Source organism: Xanthomonas arboricola pv. juglandis (assembly GCF_001013475.1).
Taxonomy (GTDB): Bacteria; Pseudomonadota; Gammaproteobacteria; order Xanthomonadales; family Xanthomonadaceae; genus Xanthomonas; species Xanthomonas arboricola.
The window spans coordinates 445,302-463,315 of record NZ_JZEF01000003.1 but is presented as its reverse complement, the minus strand read 5'-3'; the positions used below and the strand labels follow the sequence as shown (position 1 = coordinate 463,315).

Annotated in this window: 13 protein-coding genes; 8 read left to right on the top strand and 5 right to left on the bottom strand. The window is 66.5% G+C overall.

Features of this window, described 5'->3' with window-relative positions; all coding sequences use genetic code 11:
• Positions 1-176: 176 nt before the first annotated feature.
• The gene (locus XARJCFBP2528_RS12785) at positions 177-1,370 is read right to left on the bottom strand and encodes a cytochrome P450 (protein ID WP_047124768.1); all 1,194 of its coding nucleotides are present in this window, start codon (positions 1,368-1,370) and stop codon (positions 177-179) included.
• A gap of 446 nt (positions 1,371-1,816) precedes the next feature.
• On the opposite strand from XARJCFBP2528_RS12785, the gene ybaL reads away from it, so the two are divergent.
• Positions 1,817-3,514 carry a YbaL family putative K(+) efflux transporter gene (gene ybaL / locus XARJCFBP2528_RS12780; RefSeq protein ID WP_016903742.1) on the top strand — a complete coding sequence of 566 codons (1,698 nt, stop codon included), beginning with the start codon at positions 1,817-1,819 and terminating at the stop codon, positions 3,512-3,514.
• Positions 3,515-3,786: 272 nt separating this feature from the next.
• Here the strand turns inward: ybaL and XARJCFBP2528_RS12775 are convergent, their stop codons facing one another.
• The 3 genes from XARJCFBP2528_RS12775 to XARJCFBP2528_RS12765 are packed head-to-tail and all read right to left on the bottom strand — an operon-like array spanning position 3,787 to position 6,270.
• Positions 3,787-4,356, bottom strand: a complete 570-nt coding sequence (locus XARJCFBP2528_RS12775; protein WP_016903741.1) for a hypothetical protein — start codon at positions 4,354-4,356, stop codon at positions 3,787-3,789.
• 25 nt (positions 4,357-4,381) lie between these two features.
• Positions 4,382-5,695 carry a Tle-like phospholipase domain-containing protein gene (locus XARJCFBP2528_RS12770; protein ID WP_026064632.1) on the bottom strand — a complete coding sequence of 438 codons (1,314 nt, stop codon included), beginning with the start codon at positions 5,693-5,695 and terminating at the stop codon, positions 4,382-4,384.
• Positions 5,692-6,270 carry a hypothetical protein gene (locus XARJCFBP2528_RS12765; RefSeq protein WP_039812391.1) on the bottom strand — a complete coding sequence of 193 codons (579 nt, stop codon included), beginning with the start codon at positions 6,268-6,270 and terminating at the stop codon, positions 5,692-5,694. The genes XARJCFBP2528_RS12770 and XARJCFBP2528_RS12765 overlap by 4 nt, the downstream gene beginning before the upstream one ends.
• 539 nt (positions 6,271-6,809) lie before the next feature.
• On the opposite strand from XARJCFBP2528_RS12765, the gene XARJCFBP2528_RS12760 reads away from it, so the two are divergent.
• From XARJCFBP2528_RS12760 to XARJCFBP2528_RS12730, 7 genes are all read left to right on the top strand, one after another.
• Positions 6,810-7,571, top strand: a complete 762-nt coding sequence (locus XARJCFBP2528_RS12760) for an HpcH/HpaI aldolase family protein (RefSeq protein WP_016904630.1) — start codon at positions 6,810-6,812, stop codon at positions 7,569-7,571.
• Positions 7,572-9,704, top strand: coding sequence for a TonB-dependent receptor family protein (locus XARJCFBP2528_RS12755; RefSeq protein WP_016904631.1), 2,133 nt, complete (start codon positions 7,572-7,574; stop codon positions 9,702-9,704).
• Positions 9,705-9,937: 233 nt separating this feature from the next.
• The gene (locus XARJCFBP2528_RS12750) at positions 9,938-11,164 is read left to right on the top strand and encodes an ATP-grasp domain-containing protein (protein ID WP_026064844.1); all 1,227 of its coding nucleotides are present in this window, start codon (positions 9,938-9,940) and stop codon (positions 11,162-11,164) included.
• Complete coding sequence (locus XARJCFBP2528_RS12745) at positions 11,161-12,963, top strand: IucA/IucC family siderophore biosynthesis protein (RefSeq protein ID WP_016904633.1); 1,803 nt, start codon at positions 11,161-11,163, stop codon at positions 12,961-12,963. The genes XARJCFBP2528_RS12750 and XARJCFBP2528_RS12745 overlap by 4 nt, the downstream gene beginning before the upstream one ends.
• Positions 12,960-14,156: an MFS transporter gene (locus tag XARJCFBP2528_RS12740; RefSeq protein WP_039512322.1), complete on the top strand. Its 1,197-nt coding sequence runs from the start codon at positions 12,960-12,962 to the stop codon at positions 14,154-14,156. Before XARJCFBP2528_RS12745 ends, XARJCFBP2528_RS12740 begins: the two co-directional genes overlap by 4 nt.
• Positions 14,134-15,903, top strand: coding sequence for an IucA/IucC family protein (locus XARJCFBP2528_RS12735; protein ID WP_047124767.1), 1,770 nt, complete (start codon positions 14,134-14,136; stop codon positions 15,901-15,903). The genes XARJCFBP2528_RS12740 and XARJCFBP2528_RS12735 overlap by 23 nt, the downstream gene beginning before the upstream one ends.
• Positions 15,900-17,195, top strand: coding sequence for a type III PLP-dependent enzyme (locus XARJCFBP2528_RS12730; protein ID WP_016901319.1), 1,296 nt, complete (start codon positions 15,900-15,902; stop codon positions 17,193-17,195). Before XARJCFBP2528_RS12735 ends, XARJCFBP2528_RS12730 begins: the two co-directional genes overlap by 4 nt.
• On the opposite strand, the gene XARJCFBP2528_RS12725 is transcribed toward XARJCFBP2528_RS12730, so the two are convergent.
• Positions 17,093-18,004 carry an AraC family transcriptional regulator gene (locus XARJCFBP2528_RS12725; RefSeq protein ID WP_232618357.1) on the bottom strand — a complete coding sequence of 304 codons (912 nt, stop codon included), beginning with the start codon at positions 18,002-18,004 and terminating at the stop codon, positions 17,093-17,095. The two genes, XARJCFBP2528_RS12730 and XARJCFBP2528_RS12725, sit on opposite strands and share 103 nt — an antisense overlap.
• Between the last annotated feature and the right edge of the window lie 10 nt (positions 18,005-18,014).

Sequence of the window (18,014 nt, the reverse complement as noted above, 5' to 3'; positions counted from 1 at the left end):
CCTGCCGATCCGCGCCTGCGTCAACGACAAACACCGCCGAGTGATCGGCGGTGTTTGTCGTTGTGGGCATCTCGATTCGCCAGCAGCGGCCGTGCGTCATCTTCCGCAGTGATTGCCAGCGCTATGACTGCCGCAACACTGCGTGCCGACCAGGCGCTGCGCCGCCTGGCCGCAGCTCACCAGGAGGCGAGCAGCGCGTCCACACCACGCAGGTTGGCGCGATCGTTCCAGCTCAGCGTGTCCAGCTGCTCCAGCCGAAGCGCCGGCAGACGCGCCAGCAGGCAGGCCAGCGCGGCCTCCATTTCGATCAGCGCCAGCCGGTTGCCCAGGCAGTGGTGAATGCCGCCACCGAAGGACAGCGCACGGCCCTGCTGGCGGCGGATATCCAGCAGCTGCGGGTCGGTGAACTGCAGCGTGTCGTGATTGGCCGCGCCCAGCATCAGATACAGCATGACGCCCTGGGGGACCGCCACGCCCTCGATCTCGACATCCTGCAAGGCCGTGCGCGTGGCGATCTGCACCGAGCTGTCGTAGCGCATGCATTCGAGCACTGCATTGGGCAGCAGGCCCGGGGTTTCCTGCAGCAGGCGCAATTGCTGCGGATGCCGATGCAGCGCGACCAGCGCATTGCAGATCATGTTGGAGGTGGTTTCGTGGCCGGCAAAGAACAGCAGGACCACGTTGGAGACGATCTCCTCGTCGCTCATGCGGCGGCCGTTGTCCTCGGCCTGGATGAAACGCGCGATCAGATCATCGCCGCCAGCGCTGCGACGTTGCGCGATCACGCCGTGGAAATATGTTGCCAGCTGGTCGTACGCAACGCTGGTGGTCTGCAGTTCTTCCGCCGTCATCATCGGATCGAAGACTTTTGCCAGTGCGCTGGTCGCGTGACTCAACGCGGTGACATCGGCCGCATCGATATCCAGCATCCGGCAGATGATGGCGATCGGCAGCGGGAACGCGAACTCGGTCAGCAGATCGCAGTGGCCGTTTGCTTGAAAGGTATCGATCAACCCGGCGGCGGTATCGCTGGCCACTTCACGCATGGATTCCATCTGCCGCGCACCGAAGGCCTGTGTCATCAGTCCGCGCAACTGGGTGTGCAGCGGCGGGTTGAGCAGTAGGAACATGCGGCTCATGCCCTGAAACAGCGGCAGGTGCACCGCCGCCTCGCCGTAACGCAGACGAATGCTTTGCAGATAGTCGCGGCCGACCCGGCGGTCGCTGAGCAGGCGATCGACCACGGCGTAACGGCCGGACATCAGCCGCCCGTCTGCCACCTGCACCAACGCGCCTTCGGCGCGCAGGCGCGCGTAGGTCGGATAGGGATCGTGCCGAAACTGAGGTGTTGCCAAATCGCTGAGATGCATGGCCTGGCTCGTGTGGCGTCACCCGCAACAGGGGCGATGCGTGCGTGGGCCTGCCGAAGGACGCAGGCGCTCCACTGGGAGCCCGGATTGTCGGCCGGCGCCTCGCTGCGACCTTGCGCAGGGGCGAAGCGGTGTCGTCAATGTTGAATCGGCGTGCCGGACTTGCGCCCTGCGTCGCAACTCGTACGCGCACGTGCGGGCCACAGCGGTTTACCCGCGGTGTCCGGCGCATGGATAGGCCTGCGTGCATGCGCGGCGTGTCGCATCGCGTTAATCAAGCGCTGTGTACTATGGGCGTCCGGCCAACCGGACCAGCAACGCGGTCCCGGTTCCCCCGCGCCGGACTCCAGCCATGACCACGCAATGCCCGCAGGCGACGCCCGGCGCAGTGCCGTTGGCTGGTCGCGCCCGCGACGCTCTCTCGGACACTCTCACAACGGATTGGAATGCATCACGACACCAGCCTCATCGACATCATCGCCGTCGGCCTCGCGGTCGCTTTCGTGCTGGGCACGCTCGCACAGAAAGTGAAACTCTCGCCGCTGGTCGGCTATCTGCTGGCCGGCGTCTGCGTCGGGCCGTTCACGCCCGGCTTCGTGGCCGACCAGACCATGGCCAACCAGCTGTCCGAGCTGGGCGTGATGCTGCTGATGTTCGGCGTGGGCCTGCACTTCTCGCTCGACGATCTGATGGAAGTGAAATGGATCGCCATTCCGGGCGCATTGGCGCAGATCGTGGTCGCCACGCTGCTCGGCTGGGCGCTGGCCTGGAGCATGGGCTGGCCGTTGATGCATGGGCTGGTGTTCGGTCTGGCGCTGTCGGTGGCCAGTACCGTGGTGCTGCTGCGCGCACTGGAAGAACGCCGCCTGCTGGAAACCCAGCGCGGCCGCATCGCGGTGGGCTGGCTGATCGTCGAAGACCTGGTGATGGTGATCGCGCTGGTGATGTTGCCGGCGCTGGCCGAGGTGCTGGGCACCGCCGCGCCGGCCGCGGCGCATGCCGGTGAATCCACCTCGCTGCTGGCCGCGCTGGGCCTGACGCTGTTCAAGATGGTGGCGTTCGTGGCGGTGATGCTGGTGGTCGGGCGGCGGGTGATTCCGTGGTCGCTGGAAAAGGTCGCCGCCACCGGCTCGCGCGAGCTGTTCACCCTGGCCGTGCTCGGCATCGCGCTGGGCGTGGCGTTCCTGTCGGCCACGCTGTTCGGGGTGTCGTTCGCGCTGGGCGCGTTCTTCGCCGGCATGTTGCTGAAGGAATCCGAGCTCAGCCACAAGGCCGCCAGCGATTCGCTGCCGTTGCGCGATGCGTTCGCGGTGCTGTTCTTCGTCTCGGTGGGCATGCTGTTCGACCCGATGATCCTGGTCGAGCATCCGTGGCAGGTGCTGGCCACGTTCCTGACCGTGACCCTGGGCAAGTCGCTGGCCGCATTCGTGATCGTGCGTGCATTCGGCCACCCCACCGGCACCGCGCTGACCATTTCCACCAGCCTGGCGCAGATCGGCGAGTTCTCCTTCATCCTGGCCGGGCTGGGCGTGCAGCTGGCGATCCTGCCGGAAACCGGGCGCGACCTGATCCTGGCCGGCGCGCTGCTGTCGATCATCGCCAACCCGTTCCTGTTCTCGTGGCTGGACCGCTGGCAGGCCAGGCAGGCGCAGGACGCCCCGGCCGCGGTGGAGCCGGAACTGCCGCCCGGCCCGCCGCTGCCGCTGGACGGCCATGCCATCGTGATCGGCTATGGCCGCGTCGGCAGCGCGCTGGCGCAGTTGCTGCGTAGCCGCGGCGTGCCGGTGCTGGTGATCGACGACAACGGCGATCACGTGGCCAAGGCGCATGCGGCCGGCATCCCCGGCATCCGCGGCAGTGCGGCGGCCGACCGCGTGCTGGCCGAAGCCCGCCCGGAGCACGCCAAGATCGCGATCCTGGCGATCCCGCAGCCGCTGGAAGCCGGCGAGGCGCTGGCCAAGCTGCGCGCGATCAACCCCTCGCTGACGCTGCTGGCGCGCGCGCACAGCGACACCGAGGTCAAGCACCTGCTCGAACACGGCGCCGACGGTGCGGTGCTGGCCGAACGCGAGCTGGCCTATTCGCTGGCCGAGATGGTGATGTCCACCCCGCCGTATCGGGCGTTGCGCGTGCCGGCGTCGTGAGTGCCGCCTGACGGCAAAGCCGACGACACTGCTATAGCCGCCAGGCAAACGTAGAGATCGCAAAGCAATGCACAGGTGCGATGGGCTCCAGTTAACTCAGCAGTCTTGAACGTTGCGCTAGATGCCGGCGGTCCTTGCCCCGGCCACAACTCCAGCCGCTGCGCCAGCCCACTGCAAGGAGTGGATGTATGACAGGCTGCCGCTTGCTGCGTCCGCCGCAGTTGCAGGACGAGCGGTGTGGCGGGTGAAGCGGTGATGAGTGCCGCAGGATATCAGCGCGGCCTCACCGGCCGATATTGTCGTCGGTCGCCATAGGTTGCGCCCTTTGCCTCGACATTGGCACAGAGCCTGCCGTCGCATAGGGTGACGTCGGCGCTGTTGTAGGCACGTAGTAACTCGGCACGCAACTGATTGTTACGAATCTCATCGCGATACTGTGTCAGCAACCAACCGCCACCAGCAAGTAATAGCAGCAGACTCCCGATAACCACAGCCGCACCCTTCCACAACAACAGGCGCTGCCCGCGTTCGATGCGCCTGAGCTGATCGGACAAGGAGTGCGCGCCTTCGCCGATCAAGCTACCAGCCTGCTGCAGCCGCTTCTCGAAACCGGCGACAGGTTGCTCCATTCCTTGCTGCATGCTCCGAATCAATGCATCGGGCACACGCTGCAACGTCTGTTCCGCCGACCGGGACATCACGCCAGGCAGCGACTGCGCAACTTGCTCCAGCTGTTGCGCAAGGCGGTGTTGCTGCTGTTCCAGTTCGATGCATCGGCGCTCGAACTGCTCCATGAGCGAGGCTGCCTTGCTGACCAACGCCAACGGATCTTGTACGTTCATCGTGCGTCCTGCCTCTTGATGACGACTACAGGCTGCGCGCGCCGACGCGCATAGTTTCCTGCTGTTGTGTCTCTGCTTGCTGCCGCTGCGCCTGCATCGCCTGCTGCGCTACCTGCTGTTCCTGCTGGTTCACCGTCTCGACGGCTTCGGCGCGTAGCGCACGGCCGGGCGGCTCATTCGCCAATACCTGGGTAATCTGCCGGAACTGGTTGCGGTCACCGCTTTGCACAGCGGCCAACATGCGGTCCAGGAATGCGCCCGGATCTTCCCGCACAGATGGAGAATCGCCACCCTGCGGTGCTACCGTTCGATCAACCTGTGCATGTTGCCTCAGCGGGACCTGCCATGCCTGCGGTGCATGGCTGCGATTGCGATCATGCTGGAATTGCTGCATCTGCTGCTGCCAGCTCGGCGCATCCATTTCCCGACTCCCAGCCCCCGGCTCCAACGAACCGCGCAGGTGATCGACACCATCGCGGGCCAGCCCAGGGATGCCGCGCGAATACAACGTCAGGCCTGACCGTAGCGCTTCGACGTCGCCGCGATACTTCTCGATCATAGGCGCATACTGCCGAGCGAGCTGCTGCGTTGAGGGGTCTTCCAAAACGGAGGTATCCCGTTTGCCGGTCCCATCGACTGGCAGGAAGTTATGCATGCGATGCGACTCGCCCAACCTGACTGCAGCAGACAAAGGATCGCGCCCGTCCAGCACACGATTGTCGTTGGCGTAATCGGACCTTTTCAGCGTGACGATTTCATTCGGCGTGGCATAGATCTCGACCCGCCCGTAATGCCGGCTGGCAGCACTGACTGCATCGCCGGCCATGACGTGATTGACTACATCGCCGCCGCCTTCCGGGATTCGCCGATCCAGACCGACCGCACCGTAGGCGTCGAAGGTCTGGCCCTTGAGATTGAAGTGATGCGCAGTCACCTGCGCCAAATTGCCGCCGAGCGAGTGGCCTGCAACCGTTACATCGGGCGTTGCTTGGCCGGTACTGAGATGCTTCTCTTTTGCATAGTTCAATGCGCGCTGCGTATATTCGATGGCATCCGCTACCTGCGCATTGTGGCGAGTCGCGACCATTCCACCGTCGGCCAGTGCGCCGTCCAGGATGGGCTGGCGATCGAATTCGCTTCCTCGATGGACGACTACCATTTCACCAGTATCGGCCCTTTCGTAGATCACGCCCTGGTAGCCTGACGGCTTGTCCACGTAGTCCAGGCGCCTGCAAGGAATACCACCGATATCTACGATAGGGCTTGTCGGCCCCACCCTATCTGGCTTTTGGTATGCATCATACGCAAGCGCAGCGTATTCCTGACTGGTCAAGCTCATGGGGCAACCTTCTCTGCCTTGAGAGTCACAACAAACAGATTTGTTCGGTTTGGCTCGGCGTAATTCTCGGCTGATGGCTTCCCTGTATCCGGGAAATCATCGACGCCACTTTTTGGATAACCACCTTTCCAAAAGTAAGTTTTCTTTGAGGCCGACTGCAAGATCTGCTCTTTCTCCAAACTAGGCGCGAAGTCAGTCTCCTCATATTTTCCACTCGCTTTTAGCGACATGCCAACCCCTGTCAACTCCCAGTGGCACACGCCCTTTCCATAATAATCCGCGTCAATCATGCCATCTGCAAAGATGATCGCGACGTAGGTCGTCGCGTCGACTTTTTTGAAAACTGCGGGAACACTGTCTTCCTTCTGCTTGGGCCAAACCCCAGCAACCGGCTCGATCGGGGTGCATTGCTGATGATTAGACATTTGATAAAAAGCTGCACCATCCACGAAACCAAACGAGCCCGGCGCATCTTCGATGGTCATCGTAATGCGATAAGCCTGCTTGGGATGCGGATTCTTCCGGTAAACAGGATCGCCGTCAGCGTCACTCACCTGCTTATCTTGTGACTGCATGTTCGTCTCCTTTGAACCGCAAGCGCCCAATGTCGTGGCGAGGGATACGCAAAGCAGCAAGGCGTAGTTGCGACACATGTTTTTCGCCAATCAGCATCCTTTAGCAAGAGCCTACGCCGGTTCCATGGGGCATGCAAGATTCACTAACTATTACGTCTTTCCCTGAAGTCTTTTCAGCATCAATTACTTTTAAGTTATATCTCCAGCACCTGGAATGCATTCATCCACGTGAGAGGTATGGCTGGGAAACGCCAACCATGGCGATAGGCTTAGAGCTCGCAACACGCAAATCACTTGCCACACTTGAATAATGCTGCCGCTCGTGGTTGGCGATGCAGGACTATCCAGCGGATCAAGCGGATCTGTTTGGGGGCAACCGCACCAGAAGCGCTGGTCTTCAGCCTTACCGCATCCTTGGGGCCAGGGACACTGGCAACGGGACGCAAGTGTCCTAGTCACAAAAAGTAACCACCCAACACACTTGATAATCATTCCCATCAAGAGCAGGATGAGCGCCCGTTTCATTGGCGGCCTCTTCCATGGCATTTGCGGTTGGCGTTCTCAATGCGTTGCCAAGCGTGCAGCTGTGCGAGCTGCTGGGCCGCATCGGCTACGGCTTTGTGGTGCTCGATCTGGAACATGTGCTGCGCGCGCCGGACGAACTGGAACACGCCATCCGCGCCTGCGAGCTGTCCGGCTGCGAGGCCTGGGTGCGCGTGCCGGAGGTGGACGAAAAACTGATCGGCCGCGTGCTGGATGCCGGCGCGCGCGGGATCGTCATTCCACGCGCCGAATCGGCCGCGCAACTGGCCGATGCCATCGCCGCGGCACGGTTCCCGCCACTGGGGCGGCGCGGCATCACCGGCGGGCGCGTCACCGGCTTCGGCAATGTCGACCTGCCCACCTACATCGCGCAGGCCAATCGCGATATCCGCATCGTGCCGATGATCGAAAGTGCGGCCGGCATTGCGGCAGTGCCCGAGCTGCTGGCGCTGCCCGGCGTGGCGCTGGTGATGGAAGGCGCGCTGGATCTTGCGCTGGATCTGGGCCTGGGCCCGCAACCGACCCATCCACAGGTGTGGGAGCTGCTGCTGCAACTGCATGCGCACTGCGTTGCGGCCGAGGTGCCGTTCTGCCCCAATCCGCGCACCGACGCGCAACGCGCGCACTGGCTGCAACAGCCCGACTTGCGCTGGCTGCTGGCCGGCGAAGACCGCGCGCTGATTCAACGCGCACTGCGCGGCCACCTGGCCAGCTTCGCCGCACCCACTCCACCACCCGCCTGCAGGAGCACGCCGTAGATGTCGACGTTCCGTTTCCACGCCCTGACCATCGCCATCGCTGCGGCCACCTGGACCCTGCCGCCGTTGGCGCTCGCCACCGAGTCGCCGGATGCGGCGGCCACCGATGCGCAGACGCCGATCCGTGCGCTGGACACGATCCAGGTGCAAGGCAGCCTGCTCGGGCGTTCCAGGCCCGACGACGTGCAGCGCTATGCCGGCAGCCGCCAGGTGATCGACCGCGAGCAACTGCGCAATGGCGGCAACCGCTCGCTGGACGACGCCTTGCAGCGCGTGCCGGGCATCAAGATCTTCGACGAGACCGGCACCGGGGCGTTGCCGCAGCTGATGCTGCGCGGCCTGTACGAAAGCCGCAGCGGCCGCGTGCAGGTGCTGGAAGACGGCATTCCGCTGGCACTGGCGCCGTACGGGCAGACCAGCCTGTCGTTGTTTCCGGTGGGGCTGAACCAGATCGACCGCATCGATATCGTGCGCGGTGGCGCGGCCGTGCAGTACGGGCCGAACAACGTCGGCGGGGTGATCAATCTGGTCAGCAAGGAGATCCCCAGCGAGTGGAGTACCACGCTGGCGCACAAGGTCACCGCCGGCGGCCAGGGCCAGTTCCTGCAGGACAGCGCGCTGAGCAGCGGCGGCTACCTCACCGACAACCTCGGCCTGCAGGTCGATGCCAATCGCACTTACGGCGAGTACTGGCGCGCGCACAGCGATACCGACATCAGCAATCTGCGCGTGCGTGCGGAGTGGTGGCTGGACGACACCAAGTTGCTCAAGGCCAGCGTGCAACGCTATCTGGTCGACATGGATCTGGCCGGCGCGCTCAGCCCGGACGATTACCGGCGCGACCCGCGCCAGTCCACCCGCCCGCTGGACAGCTTCAATGGGCGTACCACGCGCGCATCGTTGAGCTACGAGCAATTGTTCGGAGACTGGGGTCCGTTGAAAGATGTTCGGTTGTCCTGGACCAACTTCAGCGCGCGCAGCAGCCGCAACTTCATCGTCGGCATGCGCCAGGCCGCCACCGAAACCTGGCGTTCGGACCTGCCGCCGCAACTGCGCCAGACCGCACCGCGCGACTTCCGCGTGGTCGGCAGCGAGCCGCGGCTGAGCTGGAGCATGGGCGATGCCGGTGGCGTGCGTCAGCAGTGGACCGCCGGCATGCGCGCGGTGCACGAGGACATCGATTTTTTGGTCGGCAATCTGCGCCTGCGCGACGGCCTGTTCACCAGCGTGCGTGACTGGCAGTTCGAAGACCGCGCCCTGGCCGCCTACGTCAGCAATGCCATCACCCTGCCCGACGAACGCCTGACCATCACCCCGGGCCTGCGCTACGAGCGGCTGGATTCGCGCTATTTCAATCGCGCCACCGGCTTGCGTACGCGCAACCAGACACGCGATGTATTGCCGGGGTTGACGGTGGGTTTCCAGGCCAACGCACAATGGTTCTTCTACGCGGACGGGCAGCGCTCGCTGCGTGCGCCGCAGGTCACCCAGATCATCTTCGGCAACAACCTGGATGCCGAACTTGCATGGAATTACGAAGCCGGCACGCGCTACCAGCCCAACGACCGCACCCGCATCCAGCTCGGTGCGTACCTGATCGATTTCGATCAGCAGATCCAGCTGGACAACACCACGCGCGTGTTCCGCAACCTCGGCAAGACCCGCCATCAAGGCGGCGAGCTGGAACTGCAATGGAGCCCGGAAAACCTGCGCGCGCTCACCCTCAACGCCGGTTATGCGTATCTGGATGCCAGCCAGGAATCGGGCGCATTCCGCGGGCTGCGCGTGCCCTACACCTCGCGCAACCAGATCACCCTGGGCGGCAACTACACGCTCGGTCACACCACTGTCGCACTGTCGAGCTACTACTTCAGCAAGGCCTACAGCGATGCGGCAAACACCGTGCAGGAGAACGCGATCGCCTCGGTCGGCGAGTTGCCGTCGTACTGGGTATGGAACACGCAGGTGAGCCATACGCTGTTCGAACGCGATGGACAAAAATTCAGCGCGTCGCTGGCGATCAACAACCTGTTCGATCGGCAGTACTGGTTCCGCGGCGTGGATACCAGCCCGTGGGGCCGCCAGGCCGCGCCGTCGCGCACCGTCACCGCCGGGCTGGAGTACACGTTTTAGGCCTCCAACCCGGCACATGCCGTAGCGACCGACGTACAGGGGCGTCGGTCGGCTGACGGCAACGGCGCTCGCGCTGGCGGGCGCCGCAGACAACACGGCGTGCATGACGCACGTCTCCCTGCCGCAGCATGCGGCATGCGATCACCGTATCGCAGGCCACCCAACGCCCCTGCGGCGCCAGGCAGCCCGTTTCAGTACCGGTTTTTCCACCGTCCTGTTGAACGAGAGCTGCCATGACTGCGACATCCGCTGCACCGTTGGTGATCCTCACCCATGTCTGCCATCCGGCCATCACCGAAGGGTTTCTTCCGGCCGCGCATGCGCTCGGCCTGCCCGTGTGGCTGCTGACCGACCACCGACTCGATCACCTCAGCCATTTCCGCGAGCATCCGGCGCATGCACCGCAACGGGTGATCGAATGCGATGTGTTCAATCCGCTCGGCGTGCTGGATGTGCTGCACGACGCCGATGTATCGCCGCGCGCGGTGTTCAGCAACAGCGATCATCTGCAGACCAGCACCGCGCTGGTCGCGGCGGGTCTCGGCCTGCCCGGCAAGGACTGGCAGGTCTGCTACGCGGCCAAGAACAAGGCGGCGATGCGTCAGCGCCTGCGTGCGCGTGGGCTGCCATCGCCGTGGTTCTGCACGCTGGCGCCGGGCGCCGCATTGCCGGCCGACATTCCGTGGCCGGTGGTGGCCAAACCGCGCGAGGGCGTGGCCAGTCTGGACGTTCGCCATTGTGCAGATGCCGCGCAGTTGCAGGCCTATCTGGACGATGTGTGGCAGCGCCATCCGCAGCGCACCGTGCTGCTGGAAGGCATGCTGGAAGGGGCGCTGTTCACGCTGGAAACGCTGGGCGACGGCCATACGTTGCAGGCGCTGGGCGGCTTCAAGGTGCGCCTGTCGCCACCGCCGCACTTCGTGGAATGCGAGGCGCAGTGGGATGCCCGCGTGGACACGCCGGTGATTGCGCAGGCGCTGCAACAGCTGCGCAGCTTCGGGGTCGGCTTCGGGCTGTGCCATAGCGAATTCATCCTCACCAGCGACGGCCCGGTGCTGGTGGAGATCAACTACCGCAGCATCGGCGACCGCCGCGAGTTCCTGCTCGACGACATGTTCGGCAGGCAGTGGTTCGCCGCCGCGCTGGCGCCGCATCTGGGCCTGCCGCTGCCGCAACTGCGCTGCGGTCGCGCCCATGCCTTGCTGCGTTACTACGTCGCCGAGCAGGACGGCGAGCTGGTGACCGCCAGCGAAGATCGCCGCCACCACGATGCGCACAGCGACGTGCACTACCGGCGCATGCGCGCGCCCGGCGAGCGCATCCGCCTGAGCCATTCCAACAAGGATTACCTGGGTGTGCTGAGCGCGGTGGCCAGCGATGCACAGGCGCTGCAACAGGCGGTGGTGCATGCCGAAGCGGGGCTGCAGTGGCGGATCGATGGCGCGGAGCTGCGCGCATGAGCAGTGCCGCCGACCAACGCTATATCGCCACCCGCATCATCGATGCTTGCCTGCGCGAGGATCTGCGCGGCATCGCCACCCGCGGCAGCGCCGCAGTGCCCGAGGCAGGCGTGCTGGCGGCATGGACCGACCCCAGCCCGGTGGAGGGCTGGTGGCGCATCGCGCATCTGCCCGACGGCACGCTGTGGTTGCCGATCCATCGGCAGGGCTATCTGCAGGACATCAGCGCCTGCGGCGACAGCTGGATCGTGCAGGGCGCCGACGGCGCGCATGTCGAACGCGGTGCGCAGGCCTGGCTGCAACGCATGAGCGCGCAGCTGGACAGCGAGACGCAACAGCTGCATCGCGCCTACGCCGAAGAAGCCGAGTGCGCTGCCGCCCACCTGGGCCTGGCGCGCCAGGCCTACGACGCGCAGGCGCCTGCGCTGCTCAATGCCTTGCAGCACCCAGATGCGGCCGAGCGGGCGTATCGCTGCGATCAACTGGCCAGCTATCGCGATCATCCGTTCTATCCCACCGCGCGCGCCAAGGCCGGGCTGGATGCCTCGGAACTGCGCGATTACGCACCGGAATTCGCCCCCACCTTCGTGCTGCGCTGGCTGGCGGTTCCGCGTGCGCAGGTCAGCTGCACCACCGCCACGCCGGCCGAGTTGTGGCCGGACTTCGCCACGCTGGGCCTGCCGCCTGCGCTGGCCGACACGCATATCGCCTGGCCGGTGCATCCGCTGGCGTGGGCGCGGCTGGAGCAGGACGGGTTTGCACTGCCGCCAGGCACACTGCGGGCGCCGCAGGCCTGGCTGGAGGTGCGCCCCACCCTGTCGGTCCGCACGCTGGTGCCGCTGCAGCATCCGCAGCTGCATCTCAAGCTGCCGATTCCGATGCGCACGCTGGGCGCGCTCAATCTGCGCCTGATCAAACCCTCCACGCTGTACGACGGCCATTGGCTGGAGCGCGCACTGCGGCGCATCGATGCGCTGGATCCGGCCCTGCGCGGCCGCTGCGTGTTCGTGGACGAATCGCATGGCGGGCATGTGGGACAGACCCGTCATCTGGCCTATCTGCTGCGGCGTTATCCACCGCTGGACGCCACCACGCTGGTGCCGGTGGCCGCGCTGTGCGCGCGGTTGCCCGATGGCCGGCCGATGGCGATCCATCTGGCCGAGCGCTTTGCGCAGGGCGATGTGCTCGGCTGGTGGCGCGAGTACACCGAGCTGATGCTGGCGGTGCATCTGCGTCTTTGGCTGCGCTACGGCATCGCGCTGGAAGCCAATCAGCAGAACAGCGTGCTGGTCTACGCCGATGGCCAGGCGACGCGGCTGCTGATGAAGGACAACGACGCCGCGCGCATCGCGATGCCGCAGTTGCGCGCGCAGCTGCCGGATCTGGACGCGTTGGGCCCGCTGCACGATGCGCGCATCGCGGTGGACCAGCCGCAAGCCCTGGCGCAGATGTTCTGCACCATCGTGCTGCAGCTGGATCTGCAGGCGGTGCTGGAAGGCCTGGCCGAATGGCAGCCGGCGCTGCGCGCGCCGCTGTACACGCAGTTGCAGACGCAGTTCGCCTTGACGCTGGCGCAGCTGGATGTCGATGGCATCGATACCGCTCCCGCGCGGCGCCTGCTGGCCGCACCGCGGCTGCCGGTGAAGTACCTGCTCAGCGCCGGCAGCCTGCTCAGCAAGCAACTCACTGGCGCGAGCGACATCAACAAGTTCTACGGCGATAGCGCGCCCAATCCCTTCGGCGACGCCTTCGCTGGCGCGCAGCAGAGGCCGCGTCGGCAGGCGGGTGCCCAGCGATGAAGCGCATCCTGGGCCCGGTGCTGGCCGCGCATTACCTGGCCGCCTTCACCGCACTGGGCATGCCGTTGTTTCTGCCGCAGGTGCTGGCCGAGCTGGCGCCCTCGGCGGCGGTTGGCTGGAGCGGCGTGCTGTACGTGTTGCCGACGCTGTGCACCGCGTTGACGGCCGGCACCTGGGGGCGCCTGGCCGACCGCTATGGACGCAAGCGCTCGCTGCTGCGCGCGCAGCTGGGGCTGGCGCTGGGCTTTGCGATCGCCGGCTTTGCGCCGTCGCTGAGCTGGCTGGTGATCGGCCTGATCGTGCAAGGCACCTGCGGCGGCTCGCTGGCGGCGGCCAATGCGTACCTGGCCAGCCAGCCGCAGGCCGGCCCGCTGGCGCGCGCGCTCGACTGGACGCAGTACTCGGCGCGCCTGGCGATGGTCAGCGCGCCTGCGTTGCTGGGTCTGGCCGTGGCGCTTGGCCCGGCGCAGTCGCTGTATCGCGCGCTTGCGCTGCTGCCGCTGCTGGCGTTCGCGCTGACCTGGCGTCTGCCGGCCGACCGGCCTGCGTCGCGGCCGACCGCGTCCACTGCGCAGTCGGCGCCCTCCAGGCATGCGGCTGCGTCGGCGCCATCGGCGTCAGCACCGGCCAGCGCACTGTGGCCTGCGTTGCTGATCGCGCAGTTCCTGTTCTGCTTCGCGATGGTGGTGACCTTCCCCTACTTCATCCCGTATGCGCTGGCGCGCGGCGCCGGCCACGACGCGCTGGCCGGCCTGCTCTACAGCCTGCCGCACCTGGTCTATCTGGTGGTGCTGCCGTGGTGGCGGCGCGGCGATGGCGAGGCCTGGCTGGTGCCCGGCCTGGCGCTGTTCGCGCTGGCCTGCCTGTGGCAGGCGCTGCTGCACGACGCCATCGCATTGGCAGCGGCACGCCTGCTGTTCGGGTTCGGCATGTTGTTCGGCCTGCGTGGGCTCAACCGCAGCCTGGCGCTGGTCGCCAGCGGGCATGGCGCCGGGCGTTTGTTCGGCCGCTTCGATGCCTGCGGCAAATGGGCCGGCGTGTTCGCCGGTGCCGTTGCCGGCGCGCTGGCCCAGGCGGCCGGCCCTGCCACCCCCTTCCTGGCTGCCGCGCTGGCTGCGGCGGCCGCTGCGCTCACCGTTCTGGTGCGCTTCCCTTCGAGGAGATCCGCCGATGTCGCCGCACACGATGCATGACCCCTGGTACGACAGCATGGCCGACGCGCAGGCCTGCAGTTGCTGGTTGAACTGCTACCTGCGCGAGTTCGCGATTCCGCAGCGCGCAGTGGACTTCGATTACCGCGGGCTGGATCGCCCCGGCCCGCGCGTGGCCGAGCAGCGCTGGCTGCGGATCGCGCTGGGCGACACCGGCGCGCTGTGCGTGCGCATTGCCTATGCCGATCGCCTGGGCCGCTGCCGCTTTGCCTCCACGCCGTTTCTCAAGAGCGCCGGCCAACCGTGGCAGAGCCTGGACGCGCATGCCTTGGCGCGTTGCCTGCTGCAGGCGCTGGGCAGCACGCAGGCGGTCAACCCGGAACTGCTCGCGCAAAGCGCCAACAGCGTGGCGATCACTGCCGCACTGCTGCGCCAGGCACAGCGCACCGCCGCGACCGGCGAGGCGATGATCGACGCCGAACAATCGATGCTGTGGGGGCATGCCTTGCATCCCACGCCCAAGAGCCGCGAAGGTGTCGATCTGGCGCAGGTGCTGGCCTGCGCGCCGGAAGCACGCGCCGCGTTCCAGCTGTTCTGGTTCCGCATCGACCCGCGGCTGCTGCGCATGCAGGGCCGCGATGTGCGTGCAAGCCTGCGGCAGCTGTCCGGCAGCGACGCGCTGTATCCCTGTCATCCGTGGGAAGCGCAGCGCCTGCTCGACGACCCGCTGCTGCGCACCCTGCAGGCGCGCGGGCTGATCGAGCCTGTCGGCATGCTGGGCGAGGCACTGCGGCCCACCTCGTCGGTGCGCACGCTGTATCACCCGGACCTGGACTATTTCCTCAAGTGCTCGGTGCATGTGCGGTTGACCAACTGCGTGCGCAAGAACGCCTGGTACGAGCTGGAAAGTGCGGTCGCGCTTACCGAGCTGCTGGCACCGAGCTGGCGTGCGCTGGCCGTGCAGGTGCCGGGCTTTGATGTGATGCTGGAGCCTGCGGCAACCTCGCTGGAGGTCGCCCAGGTCGATCCCGCCTTGCACGATGCCGACCCGCTGGCGGCGCGTGGCCTGTCGGAGAGCTTCGGCATCCTGTACCGGCAGACCCTGCCCGCCGCGCAACGCGCGCGCTGGCAGCCGCAGGTGGCCGCCGCGTTGTTCACCTGCGATGCGCAGGGCAACAGCGTGTGTGCGTCCAGGCTGCAGGCACTGGGCGGCGCGCAGATGGATCGCCACACCGCCACGCTGCTGTGGTTCCGCGCCTATGCCGGCTTGCTGCTGGACGGGGTGTGGAGTGCCCTGTTCCAGCACGGCATCGCGCTGGAACCGCACCTGCAGAACACCGTGATCGGCTTTGCCGATGGCTGGCCGACGCGGGTATGGATCCGCGACCTGGAAGGCACCAAGCTGCTCGCACATCACTGGCCCGCCGCGCGCTTGCAGGGCGTGGGCGAACGTGCGCGGCAATCGCTGTACTACACGCCGGAACAGGGCTGGAATCGGGTGGCGTATTGCGCGCTGGTCAACAATCTGGCCGAGGCGATCTTCCATCTCACCGAAGGCGATGCCGTGCTGGAGGCGCGCCTGTGGCAATGCGTGGGCGAGCTCGCCGCACGCTGGCAACAGCGCCATGGCACGCAAGCCGCGCTGCAGGGCCTGCTCGACGGCGCGCCGCTGCCCGGCAAGAACAACCTGGGCACGCGGCTGTGGCAACGCGCCGATCGCCAATCCGATTACACCGCGCTGCCCAATCCGATTCCACGCATCGCAGCGGCACGGCAGGTGGCGGCATGAGCCTGCGCATCGATATGGACGCAGTGATGCAGGCATTGCCGGGCATCCGCGACCAAAGCGATGGCCCGCTGTGCGCCTACGTCTACGACCTGGCCGCACTGGATGCGCATGCGGCCTGGATGCGCGCGCAACTGCCGGCCGACTGCGAGCTGTTCTACGCGGCAAAAGCCAATGCGGAGCCGCCGGTCCTGCACACGCTCGCCCCGCACGTGGATGGCTTCGAGGCAGCCTCCGGCGGCGAACTGGCCTGGCTGCACACGCAACAACCCCGGGCTGCGTTGTTGTTCGGCGGCCCTGGCAAGCTCGATGGCGAACTGGCCCAGGCCGCCGCGCTGCCCGACTGCACCGTGCATGTGGAAAGCCTGGGCGAACTGGAACGCCTGGCCGCGATCGCGGCGCAGGCCGGCCGCTGCGTGCCGGTGTTCCTGCGCATGAACATCGCCGTGCCCGGCGCGCAGAGCACGCGCCTGATGATGGGCGGGCAGCCCTCGCCGTTCGGCATGGACCCGGACGATCTGGACGCGGCGATCCAGCGGCTGCGGGCCAGCCCTTCGCTGCGGCTGGAAGGCTTCCATTTCCATCTGATGTCGCACCAGCGCGATGCCGGCGCGCAGCTGCATCTGATCGCCGCCTACCTGCGCACCGTGCAGCAGTGGCGGCAGACCTACGCGCTTGGCCCGTTGCGGGTGAATGCAGGCGGCGGCTTCGGTGTGGATTATCTGGCGCCGGAATCGTCGTTCGACTGGGCCGGCTTCTGCGCCGGCTTGCCTGCCTTGCTACGCGAACACGGCCAGGCACTGCGCCTGCGGCTGGAACCCGGGCGCTATGTCAGCGCCAGCTGCGGCTGGTATCTGATGGACGTGCTGGACCTCAAGCGCAGCCACGGCGCGTGGTTTGCGATCGCCCGCGGCGGCACCCATCACTTCCGCACCCCGGCCGCGCAAGGCCACGATCACCCGTTCCGCGTATTGCGTGGCAGGCATGCGCCGGTGCTGCGCGACACCCCGGTCACCCTGGTCGGGCAGCTGTGCACGCCCAAGGACGTGCTGGCGCGTAACCAACCTATCGCAGCGCTGGCGCCAGGCGACTGCCTGGCCTTCCCGCTGGCTGGCGCGTATGCGTGGAATATCTCGCACCAGCAGTTCCTGATGCATCCGCCGCCGCAGATGGTGTTCCTGCCGGTGGTAGCTCAGGCGGCGGCATCGGCGTGCGTCGCGGGCCGGACCGGCACCCGGATGTCGGCACGCAACTCTGCCTCTGCCACCGCTTCGGGGTCGTCCAGGTTGAGGTAATGCAGCGGCGCATCGCGCAGGACGTAGCCGCTGTCGGGTAGCCATTGCGCGAGCACGCGGTCGAGCGCGTCTTCGATACCTGCATAAGGGCCCACATGGCGCAGCACCGCGTGCGCGCCGCTGTCGAGCTGGCGCAGTTGCAGCGGCGCCGGCGGCGACAGTGCGGCGTCGAAGACCATGCCGCATTCGAACAGATGCCGATGTGCCGGAACATCGCGGTGGTCGTTGAGTGGCAGGCCGATCAAGGCCTGCAGTTGTTCGATCGCACCGGCGCGCTCGGCCCAGGCCGCGATGCGGCCGAAGCCACGGTCCAGATCGTCGAAGGCTCCGCGCTGGCGCAGCACCACCACTTCCAGCGGATCGAGCATTTGCACCAGCACCTGCAAGGGTGCGCCGGACATCTGCGGCGGCAGCGAGGGCATGGCCAGCTGCTGCAGTTTCTGTGCGCGCACCGCGGGCGCGTTGCGCAAGCTGCTCGGGCTGGCCTGCAACAGGCTGCGGAACGCGCGTGCCAGCGCCTGCGGGGTCTGATAACCCACCGCCAGCGCCACCTCGGTCACCGTGCTCGCCGGCTCGCCCAGCAGATGCAGCGCATAACTCAGACGCAGCCGCGCGATGGTCTGCCCCAGGGATTCGCCGGCCAACGCGCGATAGACCCGATGGAAATGATGCGGCGACTGCTGCGCCACTGCCGCCAATGCGGCCAGGTCCGGCAGTGGTTCGCCGGCGCGGATGCTGGCCTGCAAATGGGCGACGACGCGCTCGACGCTGCGCTGGCGATTGAAGACGACCGAAGCGGCTGCTGGCATGGGCGTTTCC